Source organism: Adlercreutzia murintestinalis (assembly GCF_943192905.1).
In the GTDB taxonomy this organism is placed as follows: Bacteria; Actinomycetota; Coriobacteriia; order Coriobacteriales; family Eggerthellaceae; genus Adlercreutzia_A; species Adlercreutzia_A murintestinalis.
Map to the genome: position 1 here is coordinate 58,811 of NZ_CALPCC010000007.1, position 14,692 is coordinate 73,502.

17 protein-coding genes are annotated in these 14,692 nt (G+C 59.6%); 4 read left to right on the forward strand and 13 right to left on the reverse strand.

Going from position 1 to position 14,692, the window contains the following annotated elements:
• Nucleotides 1-122: 122 nt before the first annotated feature.
• The 6 genes from NFR19_RS03500 to NFR19_RS03525 form a co-directional block, all read right to left on the reverse strand.
• Nucleotides 123-458: a hypothetical protein gene (locus NFR19_RS03500; RefSeq protein WP_251212400.1), complete on the reverse strand. Its 336-nt coding sequence runs from the start codon at nucleotides 456-458 to the stop codon at nucleotides 123-125.
• Nucleotides 455-745, reverse strand: coding sequence for a type II toxin-antitoxin system Phd/YefM family antitoxin (locus NFR19_RS03505; protein WP_251212401.1), 291 nt, complete (start codon nucleotides 743-745; stop codon nucleotides 455-457). Before NFR19_RS03505 ends, NFR19_RS03500 begins: the two co-directional genes overlap by 4 nt.
• Before the next feature lie 170 nt (nucleotides 746-915).
• Entirely contained in the window at nucleotides 916-1,104 is a 189-nt protein-coding gene (locus NFR19_RS08920) for a 4Fe-4S binding protein (RefSeq protein ID WP_349665503.1), read from the reverse strand.
• Between the two features lie 179 nt (nucleotides 1,105-1,283).
• A complete protein-coding gene (gene hypE / locus NFR19_RS03515; protein ID WP_251212403.1) occupies nucleotides 1,284-2,438 on the reverse strand; it encodes a hydrogenase expression/formation protein HypE in 1,155 nt (384 codons plus the stop codon).
• Nucleotides 2,439-2,616: 178 nt separating this feature from the next.
• Nucleotides 2,617-3,039, reverse strand: coding sequence for a nickel-responsive transcriptional regulator NikR (gene nikR, locus NFR19_RS03520; RefSeq protein WP_251212404.1), 423 nt, complete (start codon nucleotides 3,037-3,039; stop codon nucleotides 2,617-2,619).
• 105 nt (nucleotides 3,040-3,144) lie between these two features.
• Nucleotides 3,145-3,399 carry a dynein gamma chain protein gene (locus tag NFR19_RS03525; protein ID WP_251212405.1) on the reverse strand — a complete coding sequence of 85 codons (255 nt, stop codon included), beginning with the start codon at nucleotides 3,397-3,399 and terminating at the stop codon, nucleotides 3,145-3,147.
• A gap of 289 nt (nucleotides 3,400-3,688) precedes the next feature.
• On the opposite strand from NFR19_RS03525, the gene NFR19_RS03530 reads away from it, so the two are divergent.
• A complete protein-coding gene (locus NFR19_RS03530; RefSeq protein ID WP_251212406.1) occupies nucleotides 3,689-4,159 on the forward strand; it encodes a hypothetical protein in 471 nt (156 codons plus the stop codon).
• A 155-nt stretch (nucleotides 4,160-4,314) separates the two neighbouring features.
• On the opposite strand, the gene NFR19_RS03535 is transcribed toward NFR19_RS03530, so the two are convergent.
• From NFR19_RS03535 to NFR19_RS03565, 7 genes are all read right to left on the reverse strand, one after another.
• On the reverse strand, nucleotides 4,315-5,265 hold the full coding sequence (locus NFR19_RS03535) for a bifunctional hydroxymethylpyrimidine kinase/phosphomethylpyrimidine kinase (protein ID WP_251212407.1): 951 nt from the start codon (nucleotides 5,263-5,265) through the stop codon (nucleotides 4,315-4,317).
• Entirely contained in the window at nucleotides 5,249-5,482 is a 234-nt protein-coding gene (locus NFR19_RS03540) for a DUF6724 family protein (RefSeq protein WP_251212408.1), read from the reverse strand. The genes NFR19_RS03535 and NFR19_RS03540 overlap by 17 nt, the downstream gene beginning before the upstream one ends.
• Nucleotides 5,483-5,514: 32 nt before the next feature.
• Entirely contained in the window at nucleotides 5,515-6,159 is a 645-nt protein-coding gene (locus tag NFR19_RS03545; protein ID WP_251212409.1) for a hypothetical protein, read from the reverse strand.
• Between the two features lie 73 nt (nucleotides 6,160-6,232).
• Nucleotides 6,233-7,405: a sensor histidine kinase gene (locus NFR19_RS03550; protein ID WP_251212410.1), complete on the reverse strand. Its 1,173-nt coding sequence runs from the start codon at nucleotides 7,403-7,405 to the stop codon at nucleotides 6,233-6,235.
• Nucleotides 7,406-7,558: 153 nt separating this feature from the next.
• On the reverse strand, nucleotides 7,559-8,353 hold the full coding sequence (locus NFR19_RS03555) for a sulfite exporter TauE/SafE family protein (protein WP_251212411.1): 795 nt from the start codon (nucleotides 8,351-8,353) through the stop codon (nucleotides 7,559-7,561).
• A gap of 63 nt (nucleotides 8,354-8,416) precedes the next feature.
• Nucleotides 8,417-9,883 (reverse strand): glycosyltransferase family 2 protein, encoded by a 1,467-nt coding sequence (locus NFR19_RS03560; RefSeq protein WP_251212412.1) that lies wholly within the window; start codon nucleotides 9,881-9,883, stop codon nucleotides 8,417-8,419.
• 467 nt (nucleotides 9,884-10,350) lie between these two features.
• The gene (locus NFR19_RS03565) at nucleotides 10,351-10,521 is read right to left on the reverse strand and encodes a hypothetical protein (RefSeq protein WP_251212413.1); all 171 of its coding nucleotides are present in this window, start codon (nucleotides 10,519-10,521) and stop codon (nucleotides 10,351-10,353) included.
• Between the two features lie 348 nt (nucleotides 10,522-10,869).
• Here NFR19_RS03565 and NFR19_RS03570 point away from each other — a divergent pair, with 348 nt between their 5' ends.
• The 3 genes from NFR19_RS03570 (at nucleotide 10,870) to NFR19_RS03580 (ending at nucleotide 14,250) form a co-directional block, all read left to right on the forward strand.
• Nucleotides 10,870-11,433 (forward strand): GNAT family N-acetyltransferase, encoded by a 564-nt coding sequence (locus NFR19_RS03570; protein ID WP_251212414.1) that lies wholly within the window; start codon nucleotides 10,870-10,872, stop codon nucleotides 11,431-11,433.
• Nucleotides 11,430-12,644: a PucR family transcriptional regulator gene (locus tag NFR19_RS03575; RefSeq protein WP_251212415.1), complete on the forward strand. Its 1,215-nt coding sequence runs from the start codon at nucleotides 11,430-11,432 to the stop codon at nucleotides 12,642-12,644. The genes NFR19_RS03570 and NFR19_RS03575 overlap by 4 nt, the downstream gene beginning before the upstream one ends.
• 613 nt (nucleotides 12,645-13,257) lie before the next feature.
• Nucleotides 13,258-14,250, forward strand: a complete 993-nt coding sequence (locus tag NFR19_RS03580; RefSeq protein WP_251212416.1) for a hypothetical protein — start codon at nucleotides 13,258-13,260, stop codon at nucleotides 14,248-14,250.
• Nucleotides 14,251-14,692 lie beyond the last annotated feature (442 nt).

A 14,692-nucleotide genomic window follows, 5' to 3' on the forward strand; every position in this document is an offset into this window, starting at 1 on the left:
CACACATTTGAGATGGGCTGCTTCGAGAGCGCGTAAGGTGTTAATGCCTAGTAACCATGCGTTACGCAGGCGAAAGAAAAGCCCCGGACGGGGCTTTTTGAAGCATACGCGTTCGGTTCGTCTTACCAATCTATGAGCGAGCGATCGATGCTTGAGAAGCGGGCGTTCGGGTCTGCCCGTTGGTATTCCACGCAGAAGATGACGATGCGACGCTCTTCTTCCTCTTTCAGATAATACAGGGTGAAGGGCGTGTCCGGAACGGGAAGCTCTCTGCATGCGAATGGCGTACGCGCGGCCGGATAGTCAGGATCATATGACCGCCCCAGATCGGGTACGGTTTCCAACAGCGTGCGATACTCAAGAATCTTCTGAAGAACCCACTTGCTTTCCACATGTTCGCTGATGAAGTCGATGGCGTATTGCGTATAGACGACCGACCATGGCTCAGATGCGCTCATGCCCAGCCCTTCGCGGCAAGGATCTGCTGTTCCGCTGTGGCAGCATTGACCACATTCCCGTCAATGACGTCCGCGTAGCCGCGCATCAGGCTGTTGTAGACGCGCATCTCGTTCGCACAGGCGCTGGCGCGATAGGAGATTTCCCTATCGAACGCCTCCGCATCCATTACCACAAGGGCAGCGCTACCGTTTCGCGTCAAATACATGGGCTGGCGCGTTTCGTGCAACTCTTTTATAACAGCGGATTGATTCCGGTTGAACTCAGAGAGCGACTTGACCACAGGCATGATGGCTCCTTTCAATGCTAGGCTCATCCTAGCCTGTTCACATTTCTTATGCAATGAAATCACTGCATATTTACTGTTCTGTAGAGAAGACGGGAGCGCAATATGAAAGAAGCCGCCAGCGGATGTGCTGACGGCTTCTCGATCATATGACTCGCGAGAGCAGCGGAGAGTTAGTCCTCCACGATCTCGGGGATGGCACCCATCGGGCACTCTTCCAGGCAGTCGCCGCACGCGATGCAGGCGTCCTCGTTCACCACATCGGCCACGCCACCGACCACTTCCAGAACCTCCTGGGGACAAGCATCCACGCAGATGCCACAGCCGATGCACTCATCGGCAACAATAACAGGATGGGACATAATCGCTCCTTCTCTACTAGGGTTGCGGACCCGCGCCGGAGCGCGCCTCGTTGGCCCGTTGCTTGCACTAGGCGCACGATAACACGACGCGCGCGCATTGCAAACCCCCATGCGCACTTTTCAGACGGACGGACGAAGAGGATAGAACGCGCAGGTTTGCCTGAGGAAGTCAGCGGAAGCTAACAGATGCGCGGAAGCTGCTCGCCCACCAGCATATCGAGGATGCGCGTGCTGCCGAAGGCGGTGCGCAACATGACGCGCGGGGCGCGATCGGCAGGCGCGGCGGCCACTTCGCCGATGATGGCAGCATCGGCACCGTATTCGTTCGCGCGCATGGCGGCTAGCGCAGCTTCGGCCTGATCGGGTGCCACCACGCACACCATCTTGCCCTCGTTCGCCACCTGAAGCACATCGTAGCCGAGCATCTCGCACGCCCCCTGTACGGTCGGGCGCACGGGTATGGCCGTTTCGTTCACGAAGATATCCGCGTTGGCCTGCGCGGCCAGTTCGTTGAGCGTGCTGGCAAGGCCGCCGCGCGTAGGATCGCGGAAGCAGCGCACGTCGGGCGCCGCCGCCAGCACCTCGGCGATCAGGTGGTTCAGCGGTGCCGCGTCGCTTTCCACCGCCGCGCTGAAGCCCAGGCCTTCGCGCTGGCTCATGATGGTGATACCGTGGTCGCCCAGCGTGCCGCTGACCAGCACCGCATCACCTGGACGACACTGCGCGCCGCCCAGCTGCACGCCCGGTGCCAACACGCCCACGCCACTCGTGTTGATGAAGATGCCATCGCCATGACCGCGGTTGACCACCTTGGTGTCGCCGGTGACGATGCGCACGCCCGCTTCGGCGGCCGCATCGGCCATGCTCTGGCAGATGCGCCGCAGGTCATCCATGGGAAAGCCCTCTTCCAAGATCATGCCGCAGCTGAGCGCCACGGGCACAGCGCCGCTCGTAGCCACATCGTTCACGGTGCCGCAGACAGCAAGCCGCCCGATATCGCCCCCGGGAAAGAAGTGCGGAGTCACCACGAATGAGTCCGTTGAGAACGCCAGCTGTAAACCGCCATTTACATTCTGCTCAAGGGAGACGCATTGGTCTTCCCGATCGGATGTTTCACGTGAAACATTCTCAACGAACACTCGCTGCGACGAGGCTTGTTGTGCAGCATGTGACCGGGCTTGTTGCGCAGCGAGTGCGATCGGGTCCAGCACCGCGGCATCATCCCCCGTGGCCAACACGTCGTTGCCATACGCATCCATGAACACTTCGTCGATGATCCGCTTCATCATGGATCCGCCGCTGCCGTGTCCTAGCATCACCTGTTCGTCAGCCATGCCTCTCACCCTTCATCTGCATCCGAATGGCATTCACTCGGATGGTGTCGCAGTCAAAATGTTTCACGTGAAACATTCGTTCGCAAAATATGCTGCGCCCCGTAGAGCGCCGCCGCGCGTCGCGCGCCTTGCCTCGCGATCCTCCTTGCGATCCTGCATTGCGATCCTGCAGTGCGCATCAGAGGTGCTGGCCGGTCGGCGTGAGCACCAGTTTGCCAGTCTGCACGCCTTTGGTGCCTAAGATCAGGTTGGAGATATCCTGCACCAGCCCAATCTCGCCACGTAGCACGATCACTTCCAAACACGTATGCGCATCCACATGAACGTGCACCGTGCTCACCATATTCTCGAAGTAGTCATGCTGAATGGTGTGTAGCTTTTCCTGCAAATCGCTGGAATGGTGGTTGTACACGATGGTCAGCGTGCCCATGACGATGCTACCCGGCGCACTGCACTTCTGTTCCACCAGTGCCTCGCGAACCAGGTCGCGCACCACCTCGCTGCGGTTCTTGGCCAACCCGCGGCGCGCCACCAGCTGATCGAACTGCACCAAAAGCTCTTCGGGCATCGCCACCGAGAAGCGCATGAGATCGTTCTTCATCGTGTTACCTCTCGATCAAGCACCGTGCTTGCCCTGATCCACCATGCCTCTGGTGCGCCTCTTGCATGCGCCTGACGCACTTCTGATACCGATCATACATGCAGCTTATACCAAACTCACCGTGACGCCGTCTGCCGCCTCACTGTCATCCTCGATGGCGTCTTTCGCCTCGTCGAGCAGCGCCCGCACATCGTCGAGCAGATTCTGCGCCGCATGCAGCTTCGCCCCTACCGTGGCGAACCCAGCATCTTCGGCATTATGCGCAAGGTTATGCGCCCAACGACGCTCCAGCTTTACATGGTCATCTATCTGATCGATCATCAGTTCAAGCTGCCCCGTGTTCACGCCATTCGTGCACATTGTGCTTCCTTTCTCAAACGCGCCACCACCTGTGACGCGCGCTGACCACATGGTACGCCGCCTTGGTTCCGTTTCGAGCTATGCAGCCTACCGTGACGTTCCTCATTCTGGCCATACGATGTACCGCATTGCTCCCATTCCTGATCATACGATACGCCGCATTGGTTCCGTTTCTCGCACTGCGTTGCATCTCATACCACGTGCATCTGTGCGCTGCCTTGCGCGCATCGTGCACGCATTTGGTATATTCATTTGTAATGGGGCATATCGGTTTCCGCAAGGGGTAGGTGTGAAGAATCCTGCGAATAGTAACATTTACGAGGTCAATGCTCGAAGCGTATTGGACGCCTACGCGGGATACGTCGAAGGTGATCCAGAGGACCTGCTCTTAGTGCTCGCGAGCACCGCCGTCTCCAACGAAACGCAATCGGCGCTCACTCGAACGGCTGAACGCCTGGGATACGGCAATGCGGTAGCTTGGCTCAACATTGCAGGCGATGATATGCCGCTCGGCGCTCGTGAACTGTTCACCGTGGTAGAAGGGCTCGATCCGCTAGCCTTAGTTGCCTTAGACGACCACAGCGTTGCATTGCTTGCAGAAGCCTATCGCTGCCCGGTAGCCACCGATTCACTCAATCGTGTATTCGGACGACCTCTTGTTGCGTTTTCCCATTTCGCCACTCTGTTGGAAAGCGACGAGCGCAAACAGCGTGCGTGGGCCCTGCTGAAGCACCTCGACCAACCCCTGCATGCGCGCTAGCGTGCGCGTGCTTAACCGTAAGGCCTCATAGCTTGCGTCAAGAGCGTGCAGAAGCACCACATTAGCGTACGCGCGTTACGAGCGCGTGCTACGCGCTATCAAGCGTACGCGTGCCTTGCGAACGTGCGCGAGCGCGTGTGCGGTACGAATGTGCGCTAGCGTGCTTGCAGCAGGTCGGTGATCTGGCCCAAGATCAACTCGAAGCTAACGCCGCGCTCGCGGAAATGAGGTTGCTTCGCCGAGACCAACATGGCATCGTGCACGAAATCGCCCGCGAAAGCCGCCGCATCCACCAGCGAACGCCCGGCCATCACCGCAGCGAGCACGCAGCTTGCGTACACATCGCCTGTGCCATGCAGCATGTACGGCAGGTACTCGTTCTGCACTTCCACGATCTGCGAGCATGCTGTGCTACCCACGTAGTTGCGGATAACCGGCTTGCCCTGCTCGTTCAACTCGCCTTCGCGCTGGATGCCCTTCAAAATGACGTGCTTGGCCCCCCGCGCGAGCAACGCACGCACCAACCGCTCAGCCTCTGCATCCGAAATATCAGCCCCAGCCCATTCATCACCAATGGGCTCGCCCAAAATGATGGTCGCTTCCGTCAGATTCGGCGTGAGAATGTCCGCATCCCCCGCCAGATCAGCCATAGCAGCACACAGCTCCGGCGTATACGTGGGATACACCTGGCCGTGATCGGCCATGACCGGATCTACCATGCGAATGGCCTGCGGAAACTGCTCATAGAGCGACCGGATGACCTCAACCTGCTCTGGCGCGCCCAAAAACCCACTGTACACAGCGTCTATCTGCACATCGATCCCGCGCCATGCATCCAGATAGTCACGCAGGATATCGGTGGTGTCGTGCATATACCACCCCGGGAAAGCCGTATGGCTGCTGAACAAGCCGGTGGGCACCGGGCACACATCGCACCCCGCCGCGCTCAGCACCGGAATGGCCACCCCCAACGAACACTTCCCATACCCGCACAGGTCGTGCACGGCGGCCACCCGTGGAATGTAGTCGGCGCTGCGCTCGTACAGATACACCGGATCAGCATCGCCGCGCAGTTGCGGGTCGGCCAGGTCAATCTCGTTCGTCATGCAATTTCGCCTCTTCCTCGGCCTCAGCTTCGCTCATATCTTCCAGCAGTTCCCATTCGTCCACGTCGTCTTCCTCAGCATGGTTGCGGTAGAGCTTGCGCGTGCGCGCCTCGAAGACGACGCACAAAAGCAAGCTGATCACGATGCCCGCCCCTACCAGCACGCCAATGCCGGGAATGGTTTCAAACAAGAAGTGGTATAGCTCAGTGATATCCATGGACGTACCCCACGCTCAGCGGTACCGCGCGATCAGCGCTCTTCATCAAGTGACCCAGATTGGCGAATGTGCTCCTGCACAATAGCCTCAGCCTGCCGCCTGATCTGCGCCTGATGGCGCTCTTCACGACGCCGCCGCGCATCCTGCGACATGGACTGACGGGCAGGGGCGCGATCTTTGCCGCTCAGCGCGGAGCCTCCCTGCACCGACGGCCGCGGCGCCCGCGTCTCGGGCGCCGGCTTGGCCGCGCCGCTTGGCACCACCATATCGCGCTTGGACTTGCGGGCCTTCGCCTTCGGCTTTTGCCGGGATGCCGCGCCGACTGCGCTCAGGCCAGCGCTGGTGCTTGTCATGCCCGCGCTGGTGCTGGCGCTTGAACCCCGAGAAACGCTGCGCACCCGGCCGGTCGATCGCGTCGTGCGCCCCGCATCCGCACCGCGCGCAACATCTTCGTCTTCATAGTCATCATCAACGTCATCCACCGCCCGCGCACTGTGGTGAGAAAGGAAATCTTCCACATGCTTGAGCCGCTTGTCGAGCATGTTCATCTGCGCCACGGCGTTGCTCACGCGCCCGCTGGTGCGCGCCACCCAAATGGCTAGGATCACCATGATTACCGCCAGCACGACGACTCCGGCCAGCATCAACACATTCCCCGATGAAAGCAGGTTGGACACGATTGTTCCTCGCTTGTCGATTGTGCGCCCTTGCAGTGCCGCGCCAGGCAGCCCTGCGCATCTTACTGCCCGATTATACGCTATCGGGCAAGCGTAAGGTGATAATAGTGCCGCGCCCAGGCTCGCTTTCCACGGTCATGCTGGCGTGGGGTCCGAAAAATGCGCGCAGGCGGTCGCGCACGTTCTTCATGGCGATGCCCAAACCGTCCTGCGACTGCGGCTGCATGATGCGATCGCGGTCTTCGGAGGTCATGCCCACGCCGTCGTCATCCACCTGCAAGAGCAGGTCGGGCACCTCAAAGCGGACCCGCAGCGTCACGGTCAGCTTGCCTTCCGAGGGCATTGCGTGCTTCACCGCGTTTTCCACCAGCGGTTGCAGCAAGAACGGCGGCACCATAACGCCTTCTTCGGGCGGCAGGTCGACAATTTCTTCCAGCGCGCTCTGCACGCTGCTGCGCGGGCTGCGGGGCGGCGGATCGGCCACATCCATGACCAGCTCCAGCCGCTCTTCGCCGAAGCGTGCCACTTCAAAGGCGAAATAGCGGGCCGTTTGCTGCAATTCGCGCTCAAGTGGGATGCGATCCTGCGAGTCCTCCAGCGTGCTGCGGTAGAACACGGCGAATTCCCGCAGCAATTCGCGCGCCTTGGGCGGATCGGTGCGGATCAACGCGGCGATGGTGTTGATGGTGTTGAATAGAAAGTGCGGGTTAATCTGGCTTTGCAGCATCTTCAATTCCATACTGGTGGCCAGTTTACGCTGCGTTTCTAGCTCAGACGCAGCAATTTGCGTGGTCAGCAGCTTTCCAAAGCCTTGGGCGATGGAGCGCTGTGTTTCGGTGATGTCGCTGGACTCGGCGAAGTAGAATTTCAGCGTGCCGCGGATCTCGCGCCCCACGTCAAGCGGCACCACGATGGCCGCCTGGATGCGCGTAGCGCCCTGCGGGAAGCCGATCTCGCGCGAGGTCAGAATGACGCGCAACTTGCCATCGGCAATAGTGTCGTGAGTGGCTTGCGTACGGATAGGCGCACCGGCAGGATTTTCCCGCTCGCGGTAACCGGCATACCCAAGAATTGCGTCGCAATCGGTGATGGCCGTAGCGATAGCCGCACTATTGGGCAGCAGTAACTCACAGATGCTTTGTGCCACTTCCGACGTCAGCCCATCGGCCATCAGGTCGACCATCTGGCCCGCCAGACGCAACATCTCGTCGGTCTGCCGCGCACGTATGGTGTCGTTGCTTTCCATGCCGCCTCCTTCGCGCGCTTTGCCGCGTGGTGCGCGCACTGACGTGCGGTCACACCTGCTGCATGGTAGCACTTTGCCGCGCGGTCGCGCGTCTGCACCATATTGGATTGCGCCGCAACGCCACCGGAACACGTGGCGTCGCGCAACTCAAAGTCAGAGGATGCCCAGCTGGTCCACAAGAAGCGCCACAGCTGCCACCACGAGAAAGCCAGCGAAGAGAAGGCGGAGCGTGCGTTCGGGAACGCGGCTCATCAGGCGCGCGCCTACGAAGGCCCCCGGCATGGTGCCCAAAGCCATGAACAGGCCGATGAGCCAGTCCACATTGCCAAACATGGCCTGCGCTATCACGCCGGGAATTGCCAGGATCATTACGGCAATCAGCGAGGTGCCGCTGGTCAGGCGCATGGGCATTTCGAGCAGCTGCAACATCATCGGCACGATTAGGAAGCCACCACCGATGCCCACATAACCCGATGCCACCCCTGCGGCCATGCCAATGGCTGCCCCTGTGAGCAGGCTTTTCCGCTGCATCGTCCACGGCGTTTCATGCGAAACATCGGAAGGCGCATTCGTGACCTTCAACGCCTTCTGGAACATGGTGACCGCCGAATAGAGGATGACGCAGATGGCGGCTGCCATGATAGCCCAGTCAGGCGACAGATTCGCCAACCACACGCCCACAGGCGAGGTGACCGCGCCTCCCAGCCCAATGGCCAGGCCTAGTTTCGGCACGCACGTTTTCCCGCGGATATGACCGATGCTGCCTGAGATGGCCGTCAAGATGATGGCGAACAGCGACGTTGCAGTGCATACCACCGGCGTCATGCCGAAACCCAGCTTGAACACCGGGATCATGATGGTGCCGCCACCGATGCCGAGCATGCCCGACAACACGCCGATGCCAAGCCCGACCGCCAGCGCAGCAATGAGCGGAACGACTCCGGGCACGCTTTTCACCTCGCTTTCTTCGAATGCTTGACCTGCTGGTTCATGAAGCGCCGAAACCGGTAGCTACTGGTCGCCCATGTCCAGGTGAAGCGCGGTGGTCTTGCCCGGGTCAATCGGGTGCGCCTTTGATAGCGGCCCCACGTCAGGCACCTCGCGCTCTACGCGCCGCGCTTCCTGCGTACCGCGCGCACCCCGCGGTGCACCCCCACCCGCACCGGTGCCCGTGCCTTCGTCCGCGCCCAGTTCTGCACCCGCACGCGACCGCGTATGCCCGGCCGCGCGTGCGTCAACCTGCGCCGCGTGTGCGTCAGCCATAATCGGCGCCGCATCTTCACCATGCAAGCTGGACCGCACGATGGCACTGGTCAGGATCTTGTCCGAATCCAGCGCGTCCATGATATCGGGCCACACGTATTGGAACTCGAAGTACTTCGTGCAATTCTCATGCGCATACTTGGTGGCCTCGCCGGTGGCCACGCGCGCCGCCGCGCGATACGCCTTCTTGTCCGGCCGCCCGAGGCTGCGCAGCAGCGCCGTCAGCCAGATACGACGACGCAGCCCCTTCTCAAGGAACGGCCCCGGATACGGCCGCAGCGATGCCGGCGTGATCTTCTGTAGATCGATGATGGAGTGGCTGTATTCCAGCTTGTCGTGCTCGTACATCCAGCGGAAGATGTCCTGGCGGAACCGGTTGCCTTCGCTTTTGCCCGGTGGGGGCAGATGCCGTACCTGCCACTGGTTATCAAACCAGATGTCGCTGCCGTACATGCGCAGGCTGAGCAGGTAATCAAGATCCTCGCCGCGCGGGATCCACGGGTCGAATGAAAGCCGCTTGAACGCCTCTTTGTGCACCGCCAGGCACCCGCCGCACACATGGTTGCTCCGGCTGATGCGCGGCCCCTGCATGGCGGCGCGGATCCATTCGTTGAACGCCCGCCCTTGCTGCCAGAAGCGGTTGTACCACTTGTCCTCCCATTTCGACAGGAAGCTGCCCTGGTCGTTCAGGTAGTAGCCCGTTTTCGCCAGAATGGGAATGCCCTTCTTCGTTAGCTTGCCCAGACCGTACATGGCCTTGCGCAGAAATGCCGGGTCGTCGATGATCTCGTCGTCGTCGATGAACACGGCGGCGTCGAAGCCCAGCGTGCAGGCCAGCACGAGCCCCATGTTGCGCACCGCGCCGTAGCCGCGCAGTCCGATCTGCGTGGTGACGCCGTCGATGCCCAGCTGTTGCATGCGCTGACGCACCAGGTCGAGCTCGAGCTGGCCCACCACGATGGCGTCAAGCTCGGGGAAGCGCGCCACGGTAGCGCGCACTTTGGCATTGGCCTCCGCTTCGATATTGTGGTCGGCCACCACCAGCACCAGCACCACACCGATCCCCTCAACGCCGGTCAGCGATTCCAGGCACCGCTCTAACTCGCCAGGCTGATTGATATCGGTGGTGTGGTCGTAGTTCGCTACGATGCCCTTCGCCTCCGATCGGCGGCGCGGCGAGGTGATGAATGTCGGGACGATGACTACAGGGTTCATACCCGGTTCCTTTGACGGAGCTGTATGGTTGGTGCTGCGTTCTGCGTTGGTCCCTATTCTATCGCAGTTGCTTTGCGGGATAGATTCTGCACGCGCGATTCACGGGTGGGATTTGTGAAGTGCAGCGAAATAGATGCTTGGTGGTCTTGCCTGAAAAGCGTTTTTGCTGGTTACTTCACGCACTGACCCCGAAAGAGAGCCCGAAGCTAGCAGAGGTCGCGTTGACTTTTGAATATTTACCACTGGCAACAAATGGGAACATATGATTGTTTTTGGACATGCGCAGCGGCTGACAGAAAGGTTGCAACACGAAAGCGAGCACCTCTTGTCTGAGGTGCCCGCTTTGGAACTACAACTGTGGATTGCGAAATGTTTTACCTGTTTAGAGGTGGTTTATTCCCTGCGGCTTGCCAAGAGAATCCGGCGAAAAATCAGCAGAGGACCATCGCGGTGCGGTCTTCGCTGCGCTATTTCTTCACGGGGACCGCGCTCGCCGTTGCCAGCGTGCAGATGGCGCTGCTGGAATGCTGATGCAAGCCCAGATGTTTCAGCCGATCGACCATCTTCAGGCAGTATGTCTTCTCCAGCGATTCCAGTTCGCCGAGCGCGTTGATGGCTTCCTTGGTCAGCGTGTTCATTGGTGCTCCCTTCCTCATGCCTGTGCGGCAGCTTGTGTTATGTGCAGGTTCGCCTTTATGCGGCTTGTATGCGGACGCATTCTTGTGCGGGCGGGCGCGCGCAGCTGCGTCGGCTATGATTCGTGTGCCTGCGTTCCCTCGTCACTGAACGAGTGGGGAATATCCTACGGTTGAGCGAGGGTGCATTTCTTGTTCGAGAGAACATAGTTAACCCATTCATTTTGTACGATTGCACAAACAAAGTATTCTGCATCCGCATGCGTGAGGATCATCAGCGCGACCTTCACGAGGCGTTATAATGCCCACACCATGCCTGAACAACAACAAGACAGATCTAAGGAGCAGAGCATGATCCGAGAGTGGGAAGATCGCGACCTACCAGCACTGATGACCATTTGGAATCAGGTGGTATCGGCCGGGCGATTCTTTCCCGACAAGGAGTTGCTTGATCTCGATGGCATGCGGCGCATGACCGAGCGCCAAGTGTTCACGGGGGTGGCCGAAGAGGATGGGCGCGTGCAAGGCCTGTACATCCTGCATCCGAACGGCATCGGGCGTTGCGCGCATGTGGCGAATTGCGGCTACATGGTGGCGGGCGATGCGCGCGGGCGAGGGATCGGGCGGCAGCTGGTCTGTCATTCGCTCGCGAAAGCGGGTGAGTTGGGGTTTGCGGGCGTGCAGTTCAACGCGGTGGTGGCAAGCAACACAGGGGCTATCGCGCTGTACGAGAGCTTGGGCTTTCGGCGGCTGGGCACGGTGCCAGGCGGGTATTTGACCGATGCGGGCCCCGAGGACATGCATATCTATTTCCATGCGACCGAGCAGAATGGTTCTGCGGATTCGGGCGTTTCGACGGTTCTGGGCGATGATGCCGCTTCAGGCGCCTGCGCGCCTTCAACAGCCCGCGCATGATAACCACCGCCGACATATTGGCGCTGCCGGCGATCCACGAATGGGAGCTACTGGCCGGCGCGCCTGATGCGCTGCAACGGCGCGTGATCAACCTGGGCATTATGGACGCGGCCGTGGGCAAAGATGCGTACGCCGACTACGTGCCCGGGGAGTTCATCCTGTCGAACATGGGTTTCGCACGCGACGATGCGGACCTCGCCGAGCGGTCGCTGGCTACCATGGTGTCGCGCGATTTGGCGGCCGTGGCCGTGCGCAATGTGCACGAACTGCCCATCAGCCAGCGCGTGCTGGACGCCAGCAATGCATCCGGCACGCCGCTGTTTCTCTATCGCGGCGAGTACTATGAGCAGGTCATTTTCCAAGGCATGAAGCTGCTGGAGCGCGACTGCGCTGACGCCGATATCGCACACCTGATTGACGGGCTGCTGCGCAATCGCACGCCTGAGCAGACGCGGCAAGTGTTTTACGAGGCGTTGCGTGCGACGGGTGCCACCATCCAATGCGCTGTGTTGCAGCCAACTGCGGCCGACGAGGCATCGCTGTATGCGCAGATCGATGACCTGGTCAGCGTGACCGATCAGATCAGGCGCACGTGGGAGCGCGTGGAAACCGCGAGCGTGTTTCGTTATCACGACTGCGCCATCATGGTGATCACGTACAATCGGCCGCCTGCTGCGTTCCAAATGGAGTCGGATTCGGAGTTCATTCAGCTGCTGCGGCCCTACGGGCGCATTGTGTGCGGTATCAGCGAAGAGGTGCCGCTGGGGCAGGGCGATTTGGCGGTGCGGGAGGCGTTTGGCGCGCTGGGGGCTGCGCGGGCGCAGGGCGACACGCTGGGGGCTGCGCGGACGCAGGGCGGCACGCTGACGGGAGACACTTCACCCGGTAGGAATCGCACCGTGCTTCGCTGGGCTGATATGCGCGTGGGCGCTTTTCGCGATGCGGCGGCACAGGATCGCCTGATCACGAGCACCTGTCAGCTCTATCAGCAGATGCTTGCGAATCACGACGAGCAGCACGGGTCCGACCTGCTCGCGACCGCACGCGCGCTGGCTGATACGGTGGGAGATGTGCGTGCGGCGGCTGAGACTCTTTTTCAGCATCCCAATACCGTGCGTTACCGCCTGCTCAAACTCAAAACGATTTTCAACATGGAAGACGCCACCGACCGCGAGCTCACGCGGTTTCTTATGCTGGTGTTCCTTACGTAAGTCTGATCTGGGGTGAGCCTAATCTGGGCTTAGCGTATCTCTCGCGTATGACCTGGTGCTGTCTCGTTTGGATGCTGCGTACTATCAGGCTACTGGCCTACTGGATATCTTCTGGAGGTGTTCCAATATGGCCATTGCGTACTACTGACATATTTCTTCTAAAGGTGTTCTTGCGTGGCGACCGCATGTCACTGGCGCGCAACCCCTCTCGCTCCTATCCCACTCCTATCCCACTCACCCTCCCTTCCTTCCTACCTCAAACTCTCTCTTCTTCTCTTAACCCTCTACACCATCCTCCCACCCCTCCACCCTTACCTCTCCTCCTCCCCCTTCCTTCCCCCTTTCACCTCCCCCAAGACGCGTAACTTCTGATGCTTGTAACCTCTGAGGTGCGTGATTTCTGAGACACGCAATTTCTGATGTATGCCTAGTTCGTCTTTTACTTGTTTTTTGTTTGCGTCTGATCTGTTTCTGGCTTACTTCTTAGCTGAATCCTATCTATATCTGACCTCCATCTAACCTCGTTCCAGCACCACTCCTATTTTATGTTTCACCTGTTCAAAGGCGTAAAATCGTCTCTTGCAAGAGCTCGCAAACATGCTATCCTGCGACGATGGCTATCATCTTTTCCCACATATCGGCTTTGGAATATCTGCGAAGCGAGAGCGCCTTTGTCGGCCTAGACGAGCGACGTTCCGACCAGCTGACCGTGCATCGCTTTCCCCCTTCAAAGTGCGATACCTTCCGGAAAAGCGCGCCCTCCGGCAGAGACGCTCTTGATCAGGCATCCTGCTTCCATGGATACATGTCACGACCCGTGCACATCATGGCCTCAAGCGCTGCTTCCCGCTGCAAAACCCACGACGTCATCTGTCACGTGCACGGCAGCCGCCTTCCAACAGGATCCCTGATCCGCTCGAACACGGACGGCTTTGTCTGTGCACCAGAGCTCTGCTTCATTCAAATGGCCCAGCTGCTCTCGTTCGTCGACACCATCCAGCTCGGCTTCGAACTTTGTGGCACCTACGCAAAAGGCAACGCTGCGTCCGAGGGCGTCCCCGCGCGCAACCCCTTGACCACCCCGATGCACCTACGCCGCTACATCGAGCGCTACCATGCGCGAAGTGGCACTCAACGCGCCGTCCATGCGCTGCGCTACATACTTCCCGGATCAGCGTCTCCTATGGAAACCGTTCTGGCGATGCTCTTGCACCTGCCCAAGCGATATGGTGGCTACGGATTGCCTGCGCCAAAGCTCAATTACCCCGTAGAAACAACCCAGACCCATTTCGGAGAGCGCCAAGCGCGCCAACGGATATGCGATCTGATCTGGCCAGACAAGCTGGTTGCCGTGGAGTACGACAGCGACCTTCATCACCGGGACGACCAGAGCATCGCGCGCGATTCCATTCGGCGCGTTGAACTTGAAAACGCTAATGTAAGCGTGGTGACCGTAACGAGAGCCCAGGTTTTCAACCTGACGAGGATGGACGAGGTCGCTGGTTTGCTTTTTAAGCTGCTCGGCGTTCGCTTTCAAAAACCAAGCGTGCACTGGAGAGCGGAGCAGAGGCGTTTGCGCGACGAGCTCATCCCGCATTTTCACTGAACGGGAGCGCAATTCCAGCGCTTTACCATCGGTTGCCTCTACGTTTGCAAGCAGCGTCAGTGGTGATATGGCCTATAGTGATGCAGCTCACGTTGGTGCAGCCTGCAGTGCCATATCTTACAGTGACGCGACCGACGCCTCCACTGTCCGCTTCCCACTCATTTCGCCTTTACAAATAGCGCCGAATGAACAGCTGGCCGCGCTATCTAGCGTGATTTCCGCGTTTCGCTATCAGTTATTCTCGCTCTTGCAAGTACCAACGTCATTGATGCATTCTGCACCCTTACGTTTACTGTCGTTTATATCTGCCCGTATGCTGATCTTTCTTGGACTATCCATGGGCACTTGTCTTTCTCGAGCCATCTTAGCGCGCATCGATTCTTCTTGGGCTATTTGGGCGTATGTTGGTCCCGTCTGGGCTATCTGGGACGTACGATGACCA

Excerpts from the sequence above, each read along its gene's own strand:
- NFR19_RS03500 (WP_251212400.1), bottom strand. The coding sequence starts at position 458 with ATGAGCGCATCTGAGCCATGGTCGGTCGTCTATACGCAATACGCCATC.
- NFR19_RS03505 (WP_251212401.1), bottom strand. The coding sequence starts at position 745 with ATGCCTGTGGTCAAGTCGCTCTCTGAGTTCAACCGGAATCAATCCGCT.
- NFR19_RS08920 (WP_349665503.1), bottom strand. The coding sequence starts at position 1,104 with ATGTCCCATCCTGTTATTGTTGCCGATGAGTGCATCGGCTGTGGCATC.
- hypE (WP_251212403.1), bottom strand. The coding sequence starts at position 2,438 with ATGGCTGACGAACAGGTGATGCTAGGACACGGCAGCGGCGGATCCATG.
- nikR (WP_251212404.1), bottom strand. The coding sequence starts at position 3,039 with ATGAAGAACGATCTCATGCGCTTCTCGGTGGCGATGCCCGAAGAGCTT.
- NFR19_RS03525 (WP_251212405.1), bottom strand. The coding sequence starts at position 3,399 with ATGTGCACGAATGGCGTGAACACGGGGCAGCTTGAACTGATGATCGAT.
- NFR19_RS03535 (WP_251212407.1), bottom strand. The coding sequence starts at position 5,265 with ATGACGAACGAGATTGACCTGGCCGACCCGCAACTGCGCGGCGATGCT.
- NFR19_RS03540 (WP_251212408.1), bottom strand. The coding sequence starts at position 5,482 with ATGGATATCACTGAGCTATACCACTTCTTGTTTGAAACCATTCCCGGC.
- NFR19_RS03550 (WP_251212410.1), bottom strand. The coding sequence starts at position 7,405 with ATGGAAAGCAACGACACCATACGTGCGCGGCAGACCGACGAGATGTTG.
- NFR19_RS03560 (WP_251212412.1), bottom strand. The coding sequence starts at position 9,883 with ATGAACCCTGTAGTCATCGTCCCGACATTCATCACCTCGCCGCGCCGC.
- NFR19_RS03565 (WP_251212413.1), bottom strand. The coding sequence starts at position 10,521 with ATGAACACGCTGACCAAGGAAGCCATCAACGCGCTCGGCGAACTGGAA.
- NFR19_RS03570 (WP_251212414.1), top strand. The coding sequence starts at position 10,870 with ATGATCCGAGAGTGGGAAGATCGCGACCTACCAGCACTGATGACCATT.
- NFR19_RS03575 (WP_251212415.1), top strand. The coding sequence starts at position 11,430 with ATGATAACCACCGCCGACATATTGGCGCTGCCGGCGATCCACGAATGG.
- NFR19_RS03580 (WP_251212416.1), top strand. The coding sequence starts at position 13,258 with ATGGCTATCATCTTTTCCCACATATCGGCTTTGGAATATCTGCGAAGC.